At 62.9% G+C, this 20,609-nt stretch carries 17 protein-coding genes and 3 tRNA genes; 1 reads left to right on the forward strand and 19 read right to left on the reverse strand.

The genetic code is table 11. From position 1 onward, the window contains the following. Positions 1–84 precede the first annotated feature (84 nt). On the forward strand, positions 85–1,368 hold the full coding sequence (locus tag J4E53_RS08445; RefSeq protein ID WP_060741450.1) for an FAD-binding oxidoreductase: 1,284 nt from the start codon (positions 85–87) through the stop codon (positions 1,366–1,368). A 189-nt stretch (positions 1,369–1,557) separates the two neighbouring features. On the opposite strand, the gene J4E53_RS08450 is transcribed toward J4E53_RS08445, so the two are convergent. From J4E53_RS08450 to leuC, 19 genes are all read right to left on the reverse strand, one after another. Then, positions 1,558–1,634: transfer RNA gene (locus J4E53_RS08450), tRNA-Asp, on the reverse strand. Between the two features lie 89 nt (positions 1,635–1,723). Further along, positions 1,724–1,800: transfer RNA gene (locus J4E53_RS08455), tRNA-Asp, on the reverse strand. A gap of 58 nt (positions 1,801–1,858) precedes the next feature. Continuing rightward, positions 1,859–1,934 (reverse strand) — tRNA-Val (locus J4E53_RS08460). A gap of 103 nt (positions 1,935–2,037) precedes the next feature. After that, the gene (locus tag J4E53_RS08465) at positions 2,038–2,811 is read right to left on the reverse strand and encodes an SDR family oxidoreductase (RefSeq protein ID WP_060741449.1); all 774 of its coding nucleotides are present in this window, start codon (positions 2,809–2,811) and stop codon (positions 2,038–2,040) included. Continuing rightward, positions 2,808–4,019 carry an O-succinylhomoserine sulfhydrylase gene (locus J4E53_RS08470; protein ID WP_103308784.1) on the reverse strand — a complete coding sequence of 404 codons (1,212 nt, stop codon included), beginning with the start codon at positions 4,017–4,019 and terminating at the stop codon, positions 2,808–2,810. Before J4E53_RS08470 ends, J4E53_RS08465 begins: the two co-directional genes overlap by 4 nt. 55 nt (positions 4,020–4,074) lie before the next feature. Beyond that, complete coding sequence (gene purF, locus J4E53_RS08475; RefSeq protein WP_053123453.1) at positions 4,075–5,580, reverse strand: amidophosphoribosyltransferase; 1,506 nt, start codon at positions 5,578–5,580, stop codon at positions 4,075–4,077. 41 nt (positions 5,581–5,621) lie between these two features. After that, the gene (locus J4E53_RS08480; protein WP_030142022.1) at positions 5,622–6,182 is read right to left on the reverse strand and encodes a CvpA family protein; all 561 of its coding nucleotides are present in this window, start codon (positions 6,180–6,182) and stop codon (positions 5,622–5,624) included. Positions 6,183–6,271: 89 nt separating this feature from the next. Next, positions 6,272–6,943 (reverse strand): SPOR domain-containing protein, encoded by a 672-nt coding sequence (locus J4E53_RS08485; protein WP_060741447.1) that lies wholly within the window; start codon positions 6,941–6,943, stop codon positions 6,272–6,274. Beyond that, positions 6,927–8,234 carry a bifunctional tetrahydrofolate synthase/dihydrofolate synthase gene (gene folC / locus J4E53_RS08490; protein ID WP_103308783.1) on the reverse strand — a complete coding sequence of 436 codons (1,308 nt, stop codon included), beginning with the start codon at positions 8,232–8,234 and terminating at the stop codon, positions 6,927–6,929. The genes J4E53_RS08485 and folC overlap by 17 nt, the downstream gene beginning before the upstream one ends. Next, positions 8,231–9,151: an acetyl-CoA carboxylase, carboxyltransferase subunit beta gene (gene accD / locus J4E53_RS08495; RefSeq protein WP_060741445.1), complete on the reverse strand. Its 921-nt coding sequence runs from the start codon at positions 9,149–9,151 to the stop codon at positions 8,231–8,233. The genes folC and accD overlap by 4 nt, the downstream gene beginning before the upstream one ends. A gap of 265 nt (positions 9,152–9,416) precedes the next feature. Further along, a complete protein-coding gene (locus tag J4E53_RS08500; RefSeq protein ID WP_060741444.1) occupies positions 9,417–10,040 on the reverse strand; it encodes a phosphoribosylanthranilate isomerase in 624 nt (207 codons plus the stop codon). A gap of 63 nt (positions 10,041–10,103) precedes the next feature. Beyond that, positions 10,104–10,928: a tRNA pseudouridine(38-40) synthase TruA gene (gene truA / locus J4E53_RS08505; RefSeq protein ID WP_018610821.1), complete on the reverse strand. Its 825-nt coding sequence runs from the start codon at positions 10,926–10,928 to the stop codon at positions 10,104–10,106. 296 nt (positions 10,929–11,224) lie between these two features. After that, the gene (locus tag J4E53_RS08510) at positions 11,225–13,822 is read right to left on the reverse strand and encodes a FimV/HubP family polar landmark protein (protein ID WP_103308782.1); all 2,598 of its coding nucleotides are present in this window, start codon (positions 13,820–13,822) and stop codon (positions 11,225–11,227) included. A gap of 210 nt (positions 13,823–14,032) precedes the next feature. Beyond that, the gene (locus tag J4E53_RS08515; RefSeq protein WP_103308781.1) at positions 14,033–15,043 is read right to left on the reverse strand and encodes an aspartate-semialdehyde dehydrogenase; all 1,011 of its coding nucleotides are present in this window, start codon (positions 15,041–15,043) and stop codon (positions 14,033–14,035) included. A gap of 253 nt (positions 15,044–15,296) precedes the next feature. Then, a complete protein-coding gene (gene asd, locus J4E53_RS08520) occupies positions 15,297–16,409 on the reverse strand; it encodes an aspartate-semialdehyde dehydrogenase (protein ID WP_024779161.1) in 1,113 nt (370 codons plus the stop codon). Between the two features lie 54 nt (positions 16,410–16,463). Beyond that, positions 16,464–17,546 carry a 3-isopropylmalate dehydrogenase gene (leuB, locus tag J4E53_RS08525; RefSeq protein ID WP_060741441.1) on the reverse strand — a complete coding sequence of 361 codons (1,083 nt, stop codon included), beginning with the start codon at positions 17,544–17,546 and terminating at the stop codon, positions 16,464–16,466. A 66-nt stretch (positions 17,547–17,612) separates the two neighbouring features. Then, positions 17,613–18,377 carry a class I SAM-dependent methyltransferase gene (locus J4E53_RS08530; RefSeq protein ID WP_060741440.1) on the reverse strand — a complete coding sequence of 255 codons (765 nt, stop codon included), beginning with the start codon at positions 18,375–18,377 and terminating at the stop codon, positions 17,613–17,615. Positions 18,378–18,518: 141 nt separating this feature from the next. Next, positions 18,519–19,163, reverse strand: a complete 645-nt coding sequence (gene leuD, locus J4E53_RS08535; protein ID WP_060741439.1) for a 3-isopropylmalate dehydratase small subunit — start codon at positions 19,161–19,163, stop codon at positions 18,519–18,521. Between the two features lie 11 nt (positions 19,164–19,174). Beyond that, entirely contained in the window at positions 19,175–20,593 is a 1,419-nt protein-coding gene (gene leuC, locus J4E53_RS08540; RefSeq protein WP_003203866.1) for a 3-isopropylmalate dehydratase large subunit, read from the reverse strand. Between the last annotated feature and the right edge of the window lie 16 nt (positions 20,594–20,609).

Here is a 20,609-nt window from a genome sequence, read left to right on the forward strand (position 1 = left end):
AAGATTCAAGGGGTGGCTGGCGGCCGATTTTTATCTCGGGTAGGATCGCTGCATTCGTAAAAAATATAAAACAGAGGTTCCAGAATGGCGAACACACCGTATCCAGAGTCTTATTACGCCGCGTCGGCCAACCCGGTTCCTCCGCGCCCTGCCCTGCAGGATGACGTCGAGACGGATGTTTGCGTGATCGGCGCTGGTTACACCGGCCTGTCCTCTGCGCTGTTTTTGCTGGAGAACGGTTTCAAGGTCACGGTCCTTGAGGCGGCGAAGGTGGGCTTTGGGGCTTCGGGTCGTAACGGCGGGCAGATCGTTAACAGTTATAGCCGCGACATTGATGTAATCGAGCGCAGCGTCGGTCCTCAGCAGGCGCAGCTGCTGGGCAATATGGCGTTTGAGGGTGGGCGGATCATTCGCGAGCGGGTGGCGAAGTATCAGATTCAGTGTGATTTGAAGGACGGCGGTGTATTCGCCGCCCTCACCGCTAAACAGATGGGCCACCTGGAGTCGCAGAAGCGTTTATGGGAGCGTTTCGGTCATACCCAGCTGGAGCTGCTGGATCAGCGGCGTATTCGCGAGGTGGTGGCTTGCGAGGAGTATGTGGGCGGTATGCTGGACATGAGCGGTGGGCATATTCATCCGCTCAACCTGGCGCTGGGCGAAGCGGCTGCGGTGGAATCGCTGGGTGGAGTGATTTATGAACAGTCGCCAGCGGTGCGCATCGAGCGTGGCGCCAGCCCGGTTGTGCATACCCCACAAGGCAAGGTCAGGGCCAAGTTCATTATCGTGGCGGGCAATGCCTACCTGGGTAATCTGGTCCCGGAGTTGGCGGCCAAGTCCATGCCTTGCGGCACCCAGGTGATTGCCACCGAGCCCCTGGGCGACGAGTTGGCTCATAGCCTGCTGCCTCAGGATTATTGCGTCGAAGACTGCAACTACTTGCTCGATTACTACCGACTGACGGGCGACAAGCGCCTGATCTTCGGGGGCGGCGTGGTGTATGGCGCGAGGGATCCGGCGAACATTGAGGCGATCATTCGGCCGAAGATGCTCAAGGCCTTCCCGCAGCTCAAGGACGTGAAGATCGATTACGCCTGGACCGGAAATTTCCTGCTGACGCTGTCGCGTCTTCCGCAGGTCGGGCGACTGGGGGATAACATTTATTATTCCCAGGGCTGCAGCGGCCATGGCGTGACGTACACGCACCTGGCGGGCAAGGTCCTGGCCGAGGCGCTGCGTGGTCAGGCTGAGCGTTTTGATGCGTTTGCCGACCTGCCTCACTATCCTTTCCCCGGCGGCCAGTTGTTGCGTACGCCGTTTGCGGCGATGGGTGCCTGGTATTACGGGTTACGGGATAAATTGGGGTTCTGAAGCTGCCAACAATAGGGGCTGCTTCGCAGCCCTGCGGGAGCAAGCTCCCTCGCCACGGGCTTGGCCCAATATCATTTCGCCAAAAACAAAAAACCCCGGTCTTTCGACGAGGGTCTTTGCTATCGACTAGAAGTAGCTTTGCAGCTTTCTTCTTAGCTTCAAGGCGTTCAGCGGGCCTCGAAGCAGATATGGCGCAGCGGACGGGACTCGAACCCGCGACCCCCGGCGTGACAGGCCGGTATTCTAACCGACTGAACTACCGCTGCGTATCGCTATGGACTTGCGTCCAGTTAACTCGTCTGATCAAAACCCTTGGGCTTCAATCTCGAACCAGGCGAACCTGCTTCGGAAAATATGGCGCAGCGGACGGGACTCGAACCCGCGACCCCCGGCGTGACAGGCCGGTATTCTAACCGACTGAACTACCGCTGCGCGTCGGTGGAGGCTTTTGACAGCTTCCGTTTTGCTTTCGCAAAACTCTCGTAAAACATGGTGGGTGATGACGGGATCGAACCGCCGACATTCTGCTTGTAAGGCAGACGCTCTCCCAGCTGAGCTAATCACCCTTTGCTTCGTTGAGGCCGCGAAATTTACGCAGGTACCGAAGCTAAGTCAATAGCAGGGTTGAAGTTTTTTCAAAACAGTTTCAAACGGCACCTGCAACCACCCTCACTCATAAATCATTTTCTTGGTCATGCCACCGTCCACCACGAACTCCTGCCCCGTGACAAAACCGGCATTGCGCGACAACAGCCACGCCACCATCGCCGCCACGTCCTCTACCGTGCCGACCCTGCCAGCAGGATGCTGGGCGTGATCGGCGTCGGTCAGCGGCTGTGCGCGACGCTGGGAAGGATCGCGCGCGTCGATCCAGCCAGGGCTGACGGCGTTGACCCGGATCTCCGGTCCCAAGCTGATTGCCAGGGCATGGGTCAGGGCCAGCAGGCCGCCCTTGCTCGCTGCATAGGCTTCGGTGTCGGGTTCCGATTGCGCGGCGCGGGTCGAGGCCAGGTTGACGATGGCACCGTTGTGAGCGCGCAGATACGGCGCGCAGTGCTTGGCCAGCAGCATCGGCCCGCCCAGGTTCACTGCCAGGACCCGATTCCAGTAAGCCAGGTCGAGGCTTTCCAGGGTGATGTTGTGCGGGTCGGCGATGGCCGCGTTGCACACCAGCGCGTCGAGCCGCCCGAACTGCCCGAGCACCTCGGCGATCCCGGTGGCGACCTGCGCCTCGTCCGCCACGTCCATGGCGATGAACCAGGCATGATCGCCCAAGGTCTTCGCCACCTTGGAGCCGCGCTCGCGGTCCAGGTCGGTCAGCACCACCTGCCAGCCTTCACAGATCAGCCAGGCAGCAATGCCCAGACCGATGCCCCGCGCGGCGCCCGTGACCAGTGCAACCCGGCCATGAGTGCCGCTCGGCGGCGCAGCCAGCTCAATCACAAGGCCGCCAACCCGCGGGCCAGGTCAGCTTGCAGGTCCGCGATGTCTTCCAGGCCGACCGCGACGCGGATCAGGCTGTCACGAATCCCCGCCGACTCGCGTTCCTGAGGCGACAGGCGCCCGTGGGACGTGGTGCTCGGGTGGGTGATGGTGGTTTTGCTGTCACCCAGGTTGGCCGTGATGGAAATCAATCGGGTCGCGTCAATGAAGCGCCAGGCGCCCTCCTTGCCTCCCTTGACCTCGAAGCTCACCACCGCACCGAAACCGCGTTGTTGACGCAAGGCCAGGTCATGTTGCGGATGGCTCTTGAGGCCGGCGTAATGCACTTTCTCGATGCCGTCCTGCTGCTCCAGCCACTCGGCCAAGGCTTGGGCATTGGCGCAATGGGCCTTCATGCGCAGGCCGAGGGTTTCCAGGCCCTTGAGGAAGATCCAGGCGTTGAACGGGCTGAGGGTCGGGCCTGCGGTGCGCAAGAAGCCCACCACCTCTTTCATCTGCTCGCCACGACCGGCCACTACGCCCCCCATGCAACGGCCCTGGCCGTCGATGAACTTGGTCGCCGAATGCACCACCACGTCCGCGCCCAGCTTCAGCGGTTGTTGCAGCGCCGGGGTGCAGAAGCAGTTATCGACCACCAGCATGGCGCCCTTGGCGTGAGCGATTTCCGCCAACGCAGCGATGTCCACCAGTTCGGCCAGAGGGTTGGAAGGCGACTCGACGAAGAGCAGCTTGGTATTGGTCTTGATTGCCGCATCCCAACCGGACAGGTCCGCCAGGGGCACGTAGTCGACTTCCACGCCGAAACGCTTGAAGTACTTTTCGAAGAGGCTGATGGTCGAACCGAAGACGCTGCGCGACACCAGCACGTGGTCGCCGGCGCTGCACAGACTCATCACCACGGCCATGATCGCAGCCATGCCGGTGGCGGTCGCTACGGCTTGCTCGGCGCCTTCCAGGGCGGCGATACGCTCCTCGAATGCCCGCACGGTCGGGTTGGTGTAGCGCGAGTAGACGTTGCCCGGCACCTCGCCAGCAAACCGCGCCGCAGCGTCGGCAGCCGTGCGAAACACGTAACTGGAGGTAAAGAACATCGGATCGCCATGTTCGGCTTCCGGTGTACGGTGCTGACCCGCGCGAACCGCCAGGGTATCGAACGCTACGCCTTCAAGGTCGCTGTCCAGCCGACCGGCATCCCAATCCTGACTCATGCTGCCACTCCTTAATCGGTTAAACGCAAACCGGCCCCTCGGGGCCGGTTCGTACTCAGTTGTTGTACAGATCGATGATCGCACTGACCGCCTGGGTCTTGGCCTTGGACGCATCGTTACGCGCGTTCTCGATCTTGTTCAAGTACGCATCGTCGATATCGCCGGTGACGTACTTGCCATCGAATACCGCACAATCGAACTGTTCGATCTTGATCTTGCCGCCGCCCACCGCTTCGATCAGGTCCGGCAGGTCCTGGTAGATCAACCAGTCGGCGCCGATCAGGTCGGCCACGTCTTGGGTGGTGCGGTTATGAGCGATCAGCTCATGGGCACTCGGCATGTCGATGCCGTAGACGTTCGGGTAGCGCACGGCCGGGGCCGCGGAGCAGAAATACACGTTCTTGGCGCCGGCTTCACGAGCCATCTGGATGATCTGCTTGCAAGTGGTGCCACGGACGATGGAGTCGTCCACCAGCATCACGTTCTTGCCGCGGAATTCCAGTTCGATGGCGTTGAGCTTCTGGCGTACGGATTTTTTCCGTGCGGCCTGGCCCGGCATGATGAAGGTCCGGCCAATGTAGCGGTTCTTCACGAAGCCTTCGCGAAACTTGACGCCCAGGTGGTTCGCCAGCTCCAGGGCGGCGGTACGGCTGGTGTCCGGGATCGGGATGACCACGTCGATGTCGTGCTCCGGACGCTCGCGCAGGATCTTGTCGGCGAGTTTCTCGCCCATGCGCAGGCGCGCCTTGTAGACCGAGATACCGTCGATGATCGAGTCCGGACGCGCCAGGTAGACGTGTTCGAAGATGCACGGGGTCAGGGACGGGTTGGTCGCGCACTGACGGGTGTGCAGCTTGCCGTCTTCAGTGATGTAGACCGCTTCGCCCGGGGCCAGGTCGCGAATCAGGGTGAAGCCCAGCACGTCCAGGGACACGCTTTCGGAAGCGATCATGTACTCGACGCCTTCGTCGGTGTGACGCTGGCCGAACACGATCGGGCGGATGCCATGCGGGTCGCGGAAACCGACGATGCCGTAGCCGGTGATCATCGCCACCACCGCGTAGCCACCCACGCAACGGTTGTGCACGTCGGTCACGGCGGCAAACACGTCTTCTTCAGTAGGCTGCAGCTTGCCGCGCTGGGCCAGCTCATGGGCAAACACGTTGAGCATCACTTCCGAGTCGGAACTGGTGTTGACGTGGCGCAAGTCAGATTCGTAGATCTCCTTGGCCAGTTGCTCGACGTTGGTCAGGTTGCCGTTGTGCGCCAGGGTGATGCCGTAAGGCGAGTTGACATAGAACGGCTGGGCTTCAGCCGACGTCGAGCTGCCCGCGGTCGGGTAGCGCACGTGGCCGATACCCATGTGACCGACCAGGCGCTGCATGTGACGCTGGTGGAACACGTCACGCACCAGGCCGTTGTCCTTGCGCAGGAATAACCGGCCGTCATGGCTGGTCACGATACCGGCAGCGTCCTGGCCGCGGTGCTGGAGCACGGTTAGCGCGTCATACAGCGCCTGATTGACGTTCGACTTACCGACGATACCGACGATGCCACACATGCGACGCAACCCCTACTTAATGGATCTGAACTGAACAACACTCACTGCGGCGTTTTGGCCGTCGGCAAGAGGTGTTCCTTGAACGGTATTTCAGCGGGTACGCTGATACCGCTGGCAAGCCACTGACTGCTCCAACCCAGGATCAGGTTTTTGGACCAGTCTGCGACCAATAGAAATTGTGGCACGAGCCGGGACTCCTGCCACCACGTATCCTGCTGCACCGGCCCCAGGCTCAAGAGCCCGACGGCCACGACCACCAGCAACGCGCCACGCGCCGCGCCAAAGGCCATGCCCAGGAACCGGTCCGTCCCGGAAAGCCCGGTGACGCGAATCAGTTCGCCGATCAGATAATTGATCATTGCGCCAACCAGCAAGGTGGCGATAAACAAGATGGCACAGCCCGCGATCACGCGGGCCGAGGGAGTTTCGATGTATCCGGCGAGGTACTGGGACAGCGAACCACCAAACATCCAGGCTACGACTCCCGCGATGATCCAGGTCAGCAGCGAGAGGGCTTCCTTGACGAAGCCGCGGCTCAGACTGATCAATGCGGAGATGGCGACGATCGCAACGATCGCCCAGTCAACCCAGGTAAATGGCACGGTGCAGCCTACAGACGGATAAGGCGGCGCATTTTAGCAGAGCCCAGGGCTGTCGGTAAGCTGCGTGATTCAAATCAGCTAAATCGCCGTCAACCACGCTCTGGCTGGAAGCGCACGACGAACCCCTTGAGGTTTTGCTGGCGGCTGAGCAGGTCACGCAGGCGGTCGGCCTCGGCGCGCTCGATCAGCGGACCGACAAACACCCGATTCTTGCCATCGGCGGAACGGATGTAGGCGTTGTAGCCCTGGCTGCGCAAGGTTTTCTGCAGGTTCTCGGCACTTTCGCGACTGGTCAGGCTGGCCAGTTGCACCGACCAACTGACCGACAGGCCATTGGCATCCACACGACTCTGGGTCGTGTCCGGCTTGGCCGGGGCGGCGGTGATCGGCTGGCTCGGGGCCGGCTTGATCGCCGGTGCCGCTGGAACAGGCACGGGTGCGACAGCCGGTTTGCTCGGTGCGGCGGGAGCCGGCGTGGCAGGCGCCGGTGCAATCGGCGTGGAGGGCGCAGCAGGTTGCTCAGCCAGTTCCTCGTCGCTTGGCACCGGTTCCTGAGGCAACGCCTGGGGCTCGGGCACAGCCACCGGCTCGACCTGCACAGGCGGCACCGAAGGCGCCTGGGGGGCGACTGGCGCGTCGACCGTGACCTGGCGCTGCTCGTCCTGGCGGGAAAACAGCATCGGCAGGAAAATCACCGCCAGGGCCACCAACACCAGGGCCCCGACCATGCGCTGCTTATACGCTTTATCCAGCAATGCCATCTGCAGCTTCCTCCGTGGAGCGCCGGGCCAACCATTGAAGGGCCTCGGCAACACAAAAAAATGATCCGAACAGCAGGATTTCATCATCGGCCGTCGCCAGGGCGCACTGCCCTTCCAGGGCGGCGGCCACACTGGCGTAGGCATGCACTGAAGCACCGTGACGCTGCAAGGCCTCCTGCAGCTCAACCGCCGTACGCGAGCGCGGCGAATCCAGCGGCGTTACCGCCCAGTGCTGGACACTAGCATCCAACGCCTGGACAACGCCATCCAGATCCTTGTCGGCCAGCAGCCCGAACACCGCCAGACGCCGCCCTGCCACGGGCCGCCGCGCCAGGCGCTCGGCCAGGTACTGCGCCGCATGGGGGTTATGACCGACGTCCAGCAACAGGTTCAGGCGTTTGCCTTGCCAATCGAACTGACGGCGGTCGAGGCGCCCGACCACACGGGTCGCCTGCAACGCCTGGACGATTTGCCCGGCTTCCCAGGGCAAGCCCAGCAACAAGTAGGCCTGGAGCGCCAGCGCGGCGTTTTCCATCGGCAGGTCCAGCAGCGGCAGGTCGCGCAACTCCACCGGATTGCCGCGCAGGTCGCTGCCGCGCCATTGCCAATGCTGCTCGGTCATCGCCAGGTCGAAATCCCGACCCCGCAGAAAGAACGGGCAGTTCAGTTCGCGAACCTTGTCCAGCAATGGCTGGGGAGGATTGAGATCACCACAGAGCGCAGGCGCGCCCTGGCGGAAGATGCCGGCCTTCTCGAAGGCCACGGATTCGCGGGTATCGCCCAGGTAATCGGCATGGTCCACGCCAATGCTGGTGACCAGTGCAATGTCGGCGTCCACCAGGTTGACCGTATCCAGCCGCCCGCCCAGGCCGACTTCCAGCACGACCGCATCGAGGCCGGCACGGGCAAACAACCAGAACGCCGCCAGGGTGCCCATCTCGAAATACGTGAGGGTTGTATCGCCTCGCCCGGCTTCCACCGCGGCAAAGGCTTCGCACAGCTGGGCGTCAGTGGCTTCGACGCCGTTCACTTGCACCCGCTCGTTGTAGCGCAGCAGGTGCGGCGAGCTGTAGACACCGACGCTCAGCCCCTGGGCCCGCAGCAGCGAGGCCACGAAGGCGCAGGTCGAACCCTTGCCATTGGTGCCGGTGACAGTGATGACCCGGGGCGCCGGCTTGGCCAGTCCCATGCGGGACGCTACCGATTGCGAGCGCTCCAGCCCCATGTCGATGACCGATGGATGCAACTGCTCGAGGTAGACAAGCCAGTCGCCCAGGGTGCGTTGGGTCATAGCCCGGCAGGCACTGGCGGAACCACGATCGGCTCGATCGGTGCGGCGACGAATGTCGGCGTCGGCAGGCCCATCAGTTGCGCCAGCAGATTGCCCAGGCGCGGACGCAGCTCCTGGCGATGGATGATCATGTCGATGGCGCCGTGCTCCAGCAGGAACTCACTGCGCTGGAAGCCTTCCGGCAGTTTTTCACGTACGGTCTGCTCGATCACACGCGGGCCGGCGAAGCCGATCAGGGCTTTCGGCTCGCCGACGATGACGTCGCCCAGCATGGCCAGGCTCGCGGAAACACCGCCGTAGACCGGGTCGGTCAGCACCGAGATGAACGGAATGCCTTCTTCACGCAGACGCGCCAGCACCGCGGAGGTCTTGGCCATTTGCATCAGGGAGATCAGCGCTTCCTGCATCCGCGCACCGCCGGAAGCGGCGAAGCAGATCATCGGGCAACGGTTTTCCAGGGCATGGTTGGCGGCGCGAACGAAACGCTCACCGACGATGGCGCCCATGGAACCGCCCATGAAGGAGAATTCGAAGGCCGAGACCACCACCGGCATGCCCAGCAAGGTGCCGCTCATGGACACCAGGGCGTCTTTTTCACCGGTCTGCTTCTGGGCAGCGGTCAGGCGATCCTTGTATTTCTTGCCGTCGCGGAATTTCAGGCGATCCACCGGCTCGAGGTCGGCGCCCAGCTCCACGCGGCCTTCTGCGTCCAGGAAAATATCGATACGGGCACGCGCGCCGATGCGCATGTGGTGGTTGCACTTGGGGCAAACGTCCAGGGTCTTTTCCAGCTCGGGACGGTACAGCACCGCCTCGCAGGATGGACATTTGTGCCACAGACCTTCAGGCACCGAGCTTTTCTTCACCTCGGAACGCATGATCGAAGGGATCAGTTTGTCTACCAACCAGTTGCTCATGCTTTCTTTCTCCAGTACCGGCGGCCCGAACGCTCTGGTTCGCGGCCCCGCGTATGCCCTTGAGCTAAATTCATTGTGCGGCGAGGGTCGAACGGCCACCACGGTCAGCGCGAAACATGACCTGCGTGCAGCCCAATCCCCTCAACCATCCCGGCAACCGCTGCACTGCGGTTGCCCCTACGCTATCGGCCCACCCGGAGGCGGCGCCTGCCTGCTTTGTACAGTGCAGGTATGGACGGCGGCAGTCTGCCAGCCGTCACATTGACTACTGGCTGTTGCGAACAGCAGCCATGAACGCACGAATCTTTGCCGGATCCTTGATGCCCTTGCCCTGCTCCACCCCGCCGCTCACATCCACCGCGTAGGGGCGAACCTGGCGAATGGCCGCGGCGACGTTCTCCGCCGTCAGGCCACCGGCCAGGATGATCGGCTTGCTCAGGCCTCGTGGCACCAGCGACCAGTCGAATGCTTCGCCGGTACCGCCGGGCACGCCTTCCACATAGGTGTCCAGCAAGATGCCGCTGGCACCGGCAAAGGCTGCGCAACCGGCGGCGATGTCGTCACCGGCCTTGACCCGCAACGCCTTGATATACGGACGATGCCAGCCTTCGCAATCGGCCGGGGTTTCGTCGCCATGGAACTGCAACAAGCCCAGCGGCACGGCATCGAGGATCTCGCCCAGCTCGCAACGACTGGCATTGACGAACAACCCTACGGGTGTCACGAACGGCGGCAAGGCCTGGACGATCGCCCGCGCCTGCTGCACCGTCACCGCCCGCGGGCTCTTGGCGTAGAACACCAGCCCGATGGCATCGGCCCCGGCCTCGACCGCCGCCAACGCGTCCTCGACGCGGGTGATCCCGCAAATCTTGCTGCGAACGACGGGCATGGCGGCTAAAACCTCAGGCAAATCCGTGAAAGTCCCGGATGGTAACAAATGCTGCGGAGGGCGTCAGCCGTCGAGTTCCGAGAAGCCGGTGAGGAAATGTGGCCCGATGTAACGCTCCGGCAGCTCGAATTCATCGCGATATTCCACCTGTACCAGGTACAGGCCAAACGGATGCGCCGTGACGCCGCCGGAACGGCGGACGCGACTGTCGAGCACTTCCTTGATCCACTCCACCGGTCGCTCGCCAGCGCCAATGGTCATCAGCACCCCGGCAATGTTGCGCACCATGTGATGCAGGAAGGCGCTGGCGCGGATGTCGAGCACGATCATCTTGCCGTGCCGGGTCACGCGCAGGTGATGCAGCTCCTTGATCGGCGACTTGGCCTGGCACTGGCCCGCGCGGAATGCGCTGAAATCGTGGACACCGACCAGGTATTGCGCGGCTTCGGCCATGCGCTCGACGTCCAGCGGGCGGTGGTTCCAGGTGATTTCTTCGTTCAGGTGCGCCGGACGGATCTGATCGTTGTAGATCACGTAGCGATAACGCCGGGCGATGGCTTTGAAGCGGGCATGGAAATGCGCCGGCATCACCTTGGCCCAACTGACGCTGACGTCATGGGGCAAGTTGATGTTGGCGCCCATGACCCAGGCTTTCATCGAGCGTTCGACCTGGGTGTCGAAATGCACCACCTGGCCGCAGGCATGCACGCCGGCATCGGTCCGGCCGGCGCAATGCAACGACACGGGCGAGTCGGCGACTTTGGACAGTGCGTTTTCGAGGGTTTCCTGCACCGTCAATACACCGGATGCCTGGCGCTGCCAGCCACGGTAGCGCGAGCCTTTGTATTCAACGCCCAAGGCGATCCGAAAAAAGCCGTCGGCCGCCATTTCGGCGGCCGGGTTGTCTATGTTTGCCAAGGAATTACAGCCTGCTAAGTACGCAAAGGCGGGCATTATAAGGCCGACTGGGCGGGATGCCAGTGTAACTGGTGGTCCTGGGTTGGATCGACGGGCGCTATCGCGAGCAAGCTCGGCTCCCACAAGGGATAGCACCCAGATCACTGTGGGAGCAGATCACTGTGGGAGCCGAGCTTGCTCGCGATGAGGCCAGCCCAGACACCAAAAATCCCGCTGTAAACAAAAACGGCAGCCTCACCGGCTGCCGTTTTTGTCTAACTACTGACTTACACCAAACGCGACAACATCTCCTGCGCTTCGCTCTTCTGAGTCGCATCGCCTTCGCTGAGGACTTCGCCAAGGATGTCGCGGGCGCCGTCGTTGTCGCCCATGTCGATATAGGCCTGGGCCAGATCGAGCTTGGTCGCCACCTCGTCGGTACCGCTGAGGAAGTCGAAGTCCGGCTCGTCTTCAGCACCAACCAGGGCATCTTCAGCGGTGAAGGTCGGCTGGGCCAAGCTGTCGGACAGGCGATCCAGTTCGGCGTTCACATCGTCCAGCTCGGATTCAAAGGCATCCTTTGGCCGATCATGGACATCCATCTCGTCGGCAAGGGACAGGTCAAAATCTGCCGGCAGCTCGAGATCGTCGGCCGGCGTATCGTCCAGGGCCGGCGTTTCGGCTGCTGGAAGGTCCAGACCCTTGAGATCATCACCCAGGTCCAGCAGGAAGTCTTCGTCATCGAGCGCCGGGACCGGGGTCGGCGCGTCGGCCCCCAGGTCCAGGTCGAATTCCGACAGGTCGTCCAAGCTCGCGTTGGCTTCAGTCTGCTGCTTGAGCACCGACTCGAAACTCAGGTCGTCGTCTTCCGGGAACGCGTCCAGCTCGGCGACAGGCTCCGGCGCTGGTGCGACCGGAGCTTCCAGGTCGTCCAGGCTCAGGTCGAAGGCGCTGTCCAGCTCCTCGTCGGTGGGCGACTTGTCTTCCAGCAGGTCCTTGACGTACTGCGCGTCCAGCTCTGCAGCCACCGCCGCCGCGGCCAGGCCGGCGGCGGTAGCGACCACCATGGCCGGGAAACGGCTTTTCAGCTGTTCGACCTGGGCGAAGTTGTCGCCATTGGCCACCAGTTGGCGTTCCTGGGCGACAAAGGCGTCGCGGTCGCCCTGCTGGCCGTAAACTTCCATCAATTTCAGGCGCAGGTCGCTGCGCTGGGGTTCGGCCTTGATGCCCTGCTCGAGCAGGTCAGCGGCCTGGTTCAAGCGACCGCGGTCCATGTGGGACTGGGCCTGGGGCAGCACGTCGTCGAAGCGATCGGCGGCCGGAGCCACCAATGGCGCGGCGATAGGCGGCGTGACCACCACAGGCGCGACCACCGGGGCCGGCTTGGGGGCTGGCGCAGGGGCCGGCGCGGGTTTTGGCTCAAGCTTTACGCTAGGTGGTGGAACATCAATGCCCTCGAAGCTGCTCGGGGGCAGATCGAGCTCCGGGGAGAAGTCAGCCTCCTCCTCGAGGGCCCGGGCCATGCGCAAGTGTTTTTCCGCTTCCTGCTGGGCCTTGCGGCGACGGGCGAGCAACAACAGCAGCAACAGCAAAAGCAGCGCGCCGCCGCCAATCAACCCCAGCAGGATCGGATTGGTCAGCAGGTCGTTGTATTTTTGCTCGTTGGACGCGACAGGCGTCGGCTCGACCGGTGCGGCAGGGGGTGTCGCTTCCGGGGTCGTTTCTGGCGCAGGAGCAGGTGCAGTCGTCGGGGCCTGTGCCGCTGGCGCAGGGGTCAGCTCTGCGGACATCGCCGCAGGCGCCTCGCCAGCAGGCGGAACCGCGGCACCTTCGGCCTGCATCTTGGCCAGTTGATTGTTCTTCAGCTCGATCAGGCGCTGCAGTTTGTCCAGTTGGCTCTGCAGATCCGCCATGCGGCTTTTCAGTTCTTCGTTATCCCGACGAGCCGAATCGAGGCTTTCCTGGGTAACCGCAAGCTTGTTGGTCAGCGCCTGGGCATCGCCAGCAGCGCCCTTGCCCTTGCCGCCCACTTTCGCCGAATCGGCCGACACCAGGCTCAAGTTGTCGCGACCGGCCGCCTGTGCCGGCGCGCCTTCGCCACGGCCACGCTTGGTGGCATCCAGCTGCTGTTTGCCAGCACCCGCCACGGTACGACGCCCCGAGCGCCAGGCGGCGTTCTGCGCAGCCACTTCGGCGATGGCCTGGGGCTGCGGCAACGCCGTGCTTTGCACCGGATCCGGCAGGCGCAACACCTGGCCGGTCTTGAGCAGGTTGATGTTGCCGTTGATGAACGCGTTCGGGTTCAACGCCTGAATCGCCAGCATGGTTTGCTGGACCGACCCGCCGTTGCGCACCTTGGCGGCGATTTCCCACAGGGTATCGCGCGGCGTGGTGGTGTATTGGGAAGGCTTGGTGGCCCCGGTGACCGGCGTGGCCACGACCTGGGGCGGTTTTGCCCGGGCCGCGTCGGCGGCCTGCGGCGAGAATTTGGAGGGATCGAGCAATACGCTGTAGTCGCGCAGCAGACGGCCGTTGGGCCACATCACCTGCACCAGGAACTTGACCATGGGCTCGGACAGCGGTCGGCTGGACGTGACCCGCAGGACACTCTTGCCGTTGGCGTTGATCACCGGGGTGAAGCTCAGGTCATTGAGAAAGGCCTGGCGGTCGACCCCGGCCTTGGCGAAATCGTCGGGCGAGGCCAGGCTCGGCACGACTTCGGCGGCGGTCAGTTGCTGGACGTCGAGCAACTCGATCTCGGCGACCAGAGGCTGGTTCGGCGTCGACTTCAGGGTCAGTTCCCCGAGCCCGAGCGCTTGCGCCATACCGGAGGACAGCGCCGAGGCGGCCGCTATTGCTAACACCAGTTTGCGAACTTGAACCATAGCCTCTTCCTTTGTTTGAACATTCCTCGGCCAGCGAGAAGGTATTGATGCCGCTGCCGTAAGGCATTGCGCGCAGCCCCTAAACGACGGTGCGCGCGATCATTTCACTCATGCCCCGGGAAAGTCCCCCAGAGGGATGTTCGCCTTCAGCACTCCGGCCAAGCATAGCGCCCAGCTAGAATCATTCGACAAATTGATGCCAAGTATCTTTTACAGCAAGTCTTTTATCAACAACTCAGCCACCTGCACGGCATTGAGCGCCGCGCCCTTGCGCACGTTATCTGACGTCAGCCACATATTCAGTTCCGTCGGATCGTCGATCCCACCGCGCACACGACCAACGTAGACCACATCCTGCCCCACCGCATCACCCACCGCAGTCGGGTAGTCGCCCGCCTCCACCAGCTCGATACCGGGCGCCGCTTCCAGGGCCGCGTTGACCTTGGCCAGGTCGACGGCGTTCGCAGACTGCACGGTCACGCTAAAGCTATCGCCAAAAAACACCGGGGCTTGAATGCAAGTGACGGAAATCTTTAACAAAGGTTGGTTCAGCACCTGGCGCAACTCACGAACCAGACGCTTTTCCAGCGACGTATGGCCCTGCTCGTCTGGAGCGCCGACCTGGGCCAGCAGGTTGAACGCCATCTGCCGGTCAAAGAACTTCGGTTCCAGCGGACGGGCGTTGAGCAGCTCGGCGGTCTGGCGCGCCAGCTCGCTCACGGCCACGCGGCCCTGGGCCGACACCGCGAGGCTGGCGGTCAGGCTGATGCGCTGCAGATCGAGGCACTCGCGCAGTGGCGCCAGCACGACCGCCAGGGCCGTGGCCGATGCGCTGGGGCTGCTGACCTGCAACGGCTTGCCCAAGCCGGCCAGGACCTGGACGTTGGCTTCCGGCACGATCTGCGGTGCCTGCTCGGGCGGCAAGGCCCCGGACAGGTCGATCAGCGCACAGCCAGCCGCCGTGGCCCGCGGTGCAAAACTCAGGGTCACCGCCGGGCCGGCGGCGAAGAACACCAGTTGGACTTTACTGAAATCGAACTCGTCGACCTCACGCACCCGCACGTTTTTGCCGCGAAACATCACCGAGCTGCCTGCCGATTCGCTGCTGGCCAGCAGGTGCAGGTTGCCAACCGGGAAGTCCCGCTCTTCGAGAATCTGGACGAGGGTTTCGCCGACAGTACCGGTGGCGCCGATCACGGCAATATCAAAGGACTGGCTCATGGGTCTACCTCAGGTAAAACGTGGGGAGCGGCACTTTACCGGGTGGTGGGTATGCAGGCAATTGGCTGGGGGACTTGCAGTGCCTGGACTGGCCTCATCGCGAGCAAGCTCGCTCCCACAGGTTTTACAATCACTGAATATCCCATGTGGGAGCGAGCTTGCTCGCGATGAGGCCAGCCCTGACACACAACTGTCGCCCAATAAAAAACCCGCGCCTCTCACAAGGCACGGGTTCTTTCACAGCAGCAATCGATCAACGCTCGAGCAGGATCCGCAGCATGCGGCGCAGCGGTTCGGCCGCGCCCCACAGCAGCTGGTCGCCGACGGTGAAGGCACCGACGAACTGCGACCCCATGTTCAATTTGCGCAGACGGCCCACCGGTACATTCAGGGTGCCGGTGACCTTGGTCGGGCTCAGCTCCTGCATGCTGGTTTCGCGATTGTTCGGCACCAGCTTGACCCAAGGGTTGTGCTGGCTGATCAGCCCTTCGATGTCGGCGATCGGCACGTCTTTGTTCAGCTTGATGGTCAGCGCCTGACTGTGGCAGCGCATGGCGCCGATGCGCACGCAGATGCCATCCACCGGGATCGGGCTCTTGAAGCGACCGAGGATCTTGTTGGTTTCGGCCTGGGCCTTCCACTCTTCCCGGCTCTGGCCGTTGGGCAGTTCCTTGTCGATCCAGGGGATCAGGCTGCCGGCCAGCGGTACGCCAAAGTTCTCGGTCGGATAGGCATCGCTGCGCATCGCCTCGGCGACCTTGCGGTCGATGTCGAGGATGGCACTGGCCGGGTTGGCCAGGTCATCGGCGACGGCGGCGTGGGTGGCGCCCATCTGCTTGATCAGCTCACGCATGTTCTGCGCGCCGGCACCGGACGCGGCCTGGTAGGTCATGGCGCTCATCCACTCCACCAGACCGGCTTCGAACAGGCCGCCCAGGCCCATCAGCATCAGGCTGACGGTGCAGTTGCCGCCGATGTAGTTCTTGGTGCCCGCGTCCAGCTGCTGGTCGATGACCTTGCGGTTGACCGGGTCGAGGATGATCACCGCGTCGTCCTGCATACGCAGGCTGGAGGCGGCGTCGATCCAGTAACCCTGCCAGCCGGCTTCACGCAGCTTGGGGAACACTTCGCTGGTGTAGTCGCCACCCTGGCAAGTCAGGATCACGTCGAGGGTCTTGAGCTCTTCGATGCTGTAGGCATCCTTGAGCGCACCGGTGTCCTTGCCCACGGACGGGCCCTGGCCACCGACATTGGAAGTGGTGAAAAACACCGGCTCAATGAGATCGAAATCCTGCTCTTCCAGCATTCGCTGCATGAGCACGGAACCGACCATGCCGCGCCAACCGATCAGACCTACACGTTTCATCGCAACTACACCTATACAAAAGTGGGCCACCGTCGAAGCGGTGGGCCCGAAAGATTACAGATTCCGCAGCGCGGCGACTACTGCATCGCCCATTTGCTGCGTACCGACTTTGGTACAACCTTGCGACCAGATATCACCGGTGCGCAAGCCTTGGTCCAGGACCACGCTGACGGCTTTTTCGATCGCGTCGGCGGCATCGTTCAAGTTGAAGCTGTAGCGCAGCATCATCGACACCGACAGGATGGTCGCCAACGGGTTGGCAATGCCCTGCCCGGCGATGTCCGGCGCCGAACCGTGGCACGGCTCGTACATGCCCTTGTTGTTGGCGTCCAGGGAGGCCGACGGCAGCATGCCGATGGAACCGGTGAGCATCGACGCTTCGTCGGACAGGATGTCGCCGAACATGTTGTCGGTGACGATCACGTCGAACTGCTTGGGCGCACGCACCAGTTGCATGGCGGCGTTGTCGACGTACATGTGGCTCAGCTCGATGTCCGGGTAATCCTTGGCCACCTGCTCGACCACTTCACGCCACAGTTGGCTGGAAGCCAGCACGTTGGCCTTGTCCACCGAACACAGCTTCTTGCCACGCACACGGGCCATGTCGAAGCCGACCCGGGCGATACGGCGGATTTCGCTTTCGCTGTACGGCAGGGTGTCATAGGCCTGGCGCTCGCCATTATCCAGCTCACGGGTGCCACGCGGGGCACCGAAGTAGATACCGCCGGTCAGCTCACGCACGATGAGGATGTCCAGGCCCGAGACGATTTCCGGCTTCAGGCTCGACGCATCGGCCAGTTGCGGATAAAGAATCGCCGGCCGCAGGTTGCCGAACAGGCCCAGTTGCGCGCGAATCTTCAGCAGGCCGCGCTCAGGGCGGATGTCGCGTTCGATCTTGTCCCATTTCGGGCCGCCCACGGCGCCCAGCAGCACGGCATCGGCGGCACGGGCACGGTCCAGGGTTTCGTCGGCCAGGGGCACGCCGTGCTTGTCGATGGCGGCGCCGCCGATCACGTCGTGGCTGAGTTCGAAGCCCAGGCCATACTTGTCGTTCGCCAGCTCCAGGACCTTGACCGCCTCGGCCATGATTTCCGGGCCGATGCCGTCACCTGGGAGAATCAGAATCTGCTTGCTCATGCTTTCCTCGTTTGCTCTGTCGACACGGGCCTGGGTTGCGCACCCAAGGCCTGGCCGGGAAAAATGCTATCGCTCGGCCCACAGCACCAGTACATCTGTACTGAACGAACCATCGGCCTCAATCTCAAAATATTCTCGCACTTCATCGCCCATCGAACGCTGCAGCTGGAGAATCGCCCCGCGCATCACCTCGGGCGTACGCATGCGTTCGACCCAGGAGTGGTACTCCAGGCGCAGGCGCTGGCGCGAGGTGCTGCGGGTGTGCAACCCCGCTTCGCTGACCTGGCGCAACCACTCGCCGGCCGAATAATCGCGCACATGGCTGGTATCGCGCAGCACTTCGATGCTTTGCAAGTAGGTGTCCAGCAACGGCGTACCCGGCGACAGGATGTCGATGAACGCCATCACCCCGCCCGGCTTGAGCACCCGTCGCACTTCCCGCAACGCCAGGCCCAGGTCGCTCCAATGATGCGCCGAATAACGGCTGAACACGAAGTCGAACTCAGCGTCGGCGAACGGCAGGCGCTCGGCGGCGCCCCGTACCGTGCTGATGTTGTCCAGGCCACGCTCGGCCGCTGCCGCGGTCACAACATCCAACATCTGTTGGGACAGATCGTAGGCCACCACTTCACCGGCCAGGGGCGCCACGTGGAAACTCACATGACCGGCGCCACAGCCCAGGTCCAGCACACGGGCATCGCCACGACCGGCCAACGCAGCCTGTAGCAGCGCGAACTCGGCGCCCTGGGCGTGCACGGCACTGCTCAGATAGGCCGAAGCCTGTTCACCGAATTGCTTTTGTACAACCTGACTGTGGGCGGTGTTGGTCATGGGATGTCCTTATGGTTTTTTATTGCCTGGGCGGCCCCCATCACGAGCAAGCTCGCTCCCACAGGGGATTTTGGGTGTTCACAAAACACCTGTGGGCGCGAGCTTGCTCGCGATGAAGCCGGTACTGCCTACATCAATCCATCAAGCATCGCGAAACAACCAAGGCTGGCTCGCCCGGTGCCTGGCCTCGAACGCGGCAATCGCCTCGCCGTCCTGCAGGGTCAGGCCGATGTCATCCAAGCCGTTGAGCAGGCAGTGCTTGCGGAACGCATCGATCTCAAAACCCAGCACCTTGCCATCGGGACGGGTCACCGTCTGGGCGGCCAGGTCGATCTGCAGTTGGTAGCCAGGGTTGGCCTCGACCTGCTGGAACAGCTCATCCACGTCAGCATCGCTGAGGATGATCGGCAGCAAGCCGTTCTTGAAGCTGTTGTTGAAGAAGATGTCGGCGTAGCTCGGCGCGATGATGCTGCGGAAACCGTACTCTTCCAGGGCCCATGGCGCGTGCTCGCGGCTCGAACCGCAGCCGAAGTTCTCCCGGGCCAGCAACACGCTGGCGCCTTGGTAACGCTCGGCGTTGAGCACGAAATCCTTGTTCAACGGCCGCTTGGAGTTGTCCTGGTACGGCTGGCCGACATCCAGGTAGCGCCATTCGTCGAACAGGTTCGGGCCGAAACCGGTGCGCTTGATGGACTTCAGGAATTGCTTGGGAATGATCTGGTCGGTGTCGACGTTGGCACGATCCAAAGGCGCGACAAGACCGGTGTGCTGGGTAAAAGCTTTCATGCTGCGCTCCTTCAGATCAATTCGCGGACGTCGACGAAACGGCCGTTGACGGCCGCCGCGGCGGCCATGGCCGGGCTCACCAGGTGCGTACGGCCACCGGCGCCCTGACGGCCTTCGAAGTTACGGTTGGAGGTGGAGGCGCAATGCTCGCCGGACTCCAGGCGGTCAGGGTTCATCGCCAGGCACATCGAGCAGCCCGGCTCACGCCATTCGAAACCGGCCTCGAGGAAAATCTTGTCCAGCCCTTCCGCTTCGGCCTGGGCCTTCACCAGGCCCGAGCCCGGCACCACGATGGCCTGCTTGATGGTCGAGGCCACCTTGCGGCCCTTGGCGATCACCGCCGCGGCGCGCAGGTCTTCGATCCGCGAGTTGGTGCAGGAGCCGATGAACACGCGATCAAGTTGGATGTCGGTGATCGCCTGGTTGGCGCTCAAGCCCATGTACTTCAAGGCACGGACGATGGAGTCGCGCTTGACCAGGTCCATTTCCTTGGCCGGATCCGGCACGTTCTGGTCCACGGCCAAGACCATTTCCGGGGAGGTACCCCAGCTGACTTGCGGCTTGATCTGCGTCGCGTCGAGCTCGACCACCGTGTCGAACTTGGCATCGGCATCGGAGACCAGGTCTTTCCAGGCCTCGACCGCCATGTCCCATTCCGCGCCTTTGGGCGAGAACGGACGGCCCTTGACGTATTCCACGGTTTTTTCATCGGCGGCCACCAGGCCGACGCGGGCACCGGCCTCGATGGACATGTTGCAAATGGTCATGCGGCCTTCGACGGACAAGTCGCGGATCGCGCTGCCGGCGAACTCGATGGCATGGCCGTTACCGCCGGCGGTGCCGATCTTGCCGATCACGGCCAGGACGATGTCCTTGGCGGTCACGCCGAACGGCAACTTGCCTTCGACGCGCACCAGCATGTTTTTCATTTTCTTGGCCACCAGGCACTGGGTGGCGAGCACGTGCTCGACCTCGGACGTGCCGATGCCATGGGCCAAAGCGCCGAACGCACCGTGGGTCGAGGTGTGCGAGTCGCCGCAGACCACGGTCATGCCAGGCAAGGTCGCGCCCTGCTCCGGGCCGATGACGTGGACGATGCCTTGGCGCACATCGTTCATCTTGAATTCGACGATGCCGTATTCGTCACAGTTATCGTCGAGGGTCTGGACCTGCAAGCGCGAGACCTGGTCGGCAATGGCTTCGATGCCGCCCTTGCGCTCCGGCGTGGTCGGTACGTTGTGGTCCGGGGTCGCGATGTTGGCATCGATGCGCCACGGCTTGCGCCCGGCCAGGCGCAGGCCTTCGAAGGCTTGCGGCGACGTCACTTCGTGAATGATGTGACGGTCGATGTAGATCAGCGCCGAGCCATCGTCGCGCTGCTTGACCAAATGCGAATCCCAGAGCTTGTCGTAGAGCGTTTTGCCGGCCATCAGACGGTTTCCTCAT

The organism is Pseudomonas sp. FW305-28 (assembly GCF_017351395.1).
In the GTDB taxonomy this organism is placed as follows: domain Bacteria; phylum Pseudomonadota; class Gammaproteobacteria; order Pseudomonadales; family Pseudomonadaceae; genus Aquipseudomonas; species Aquipseudomonas fluorescens_AA.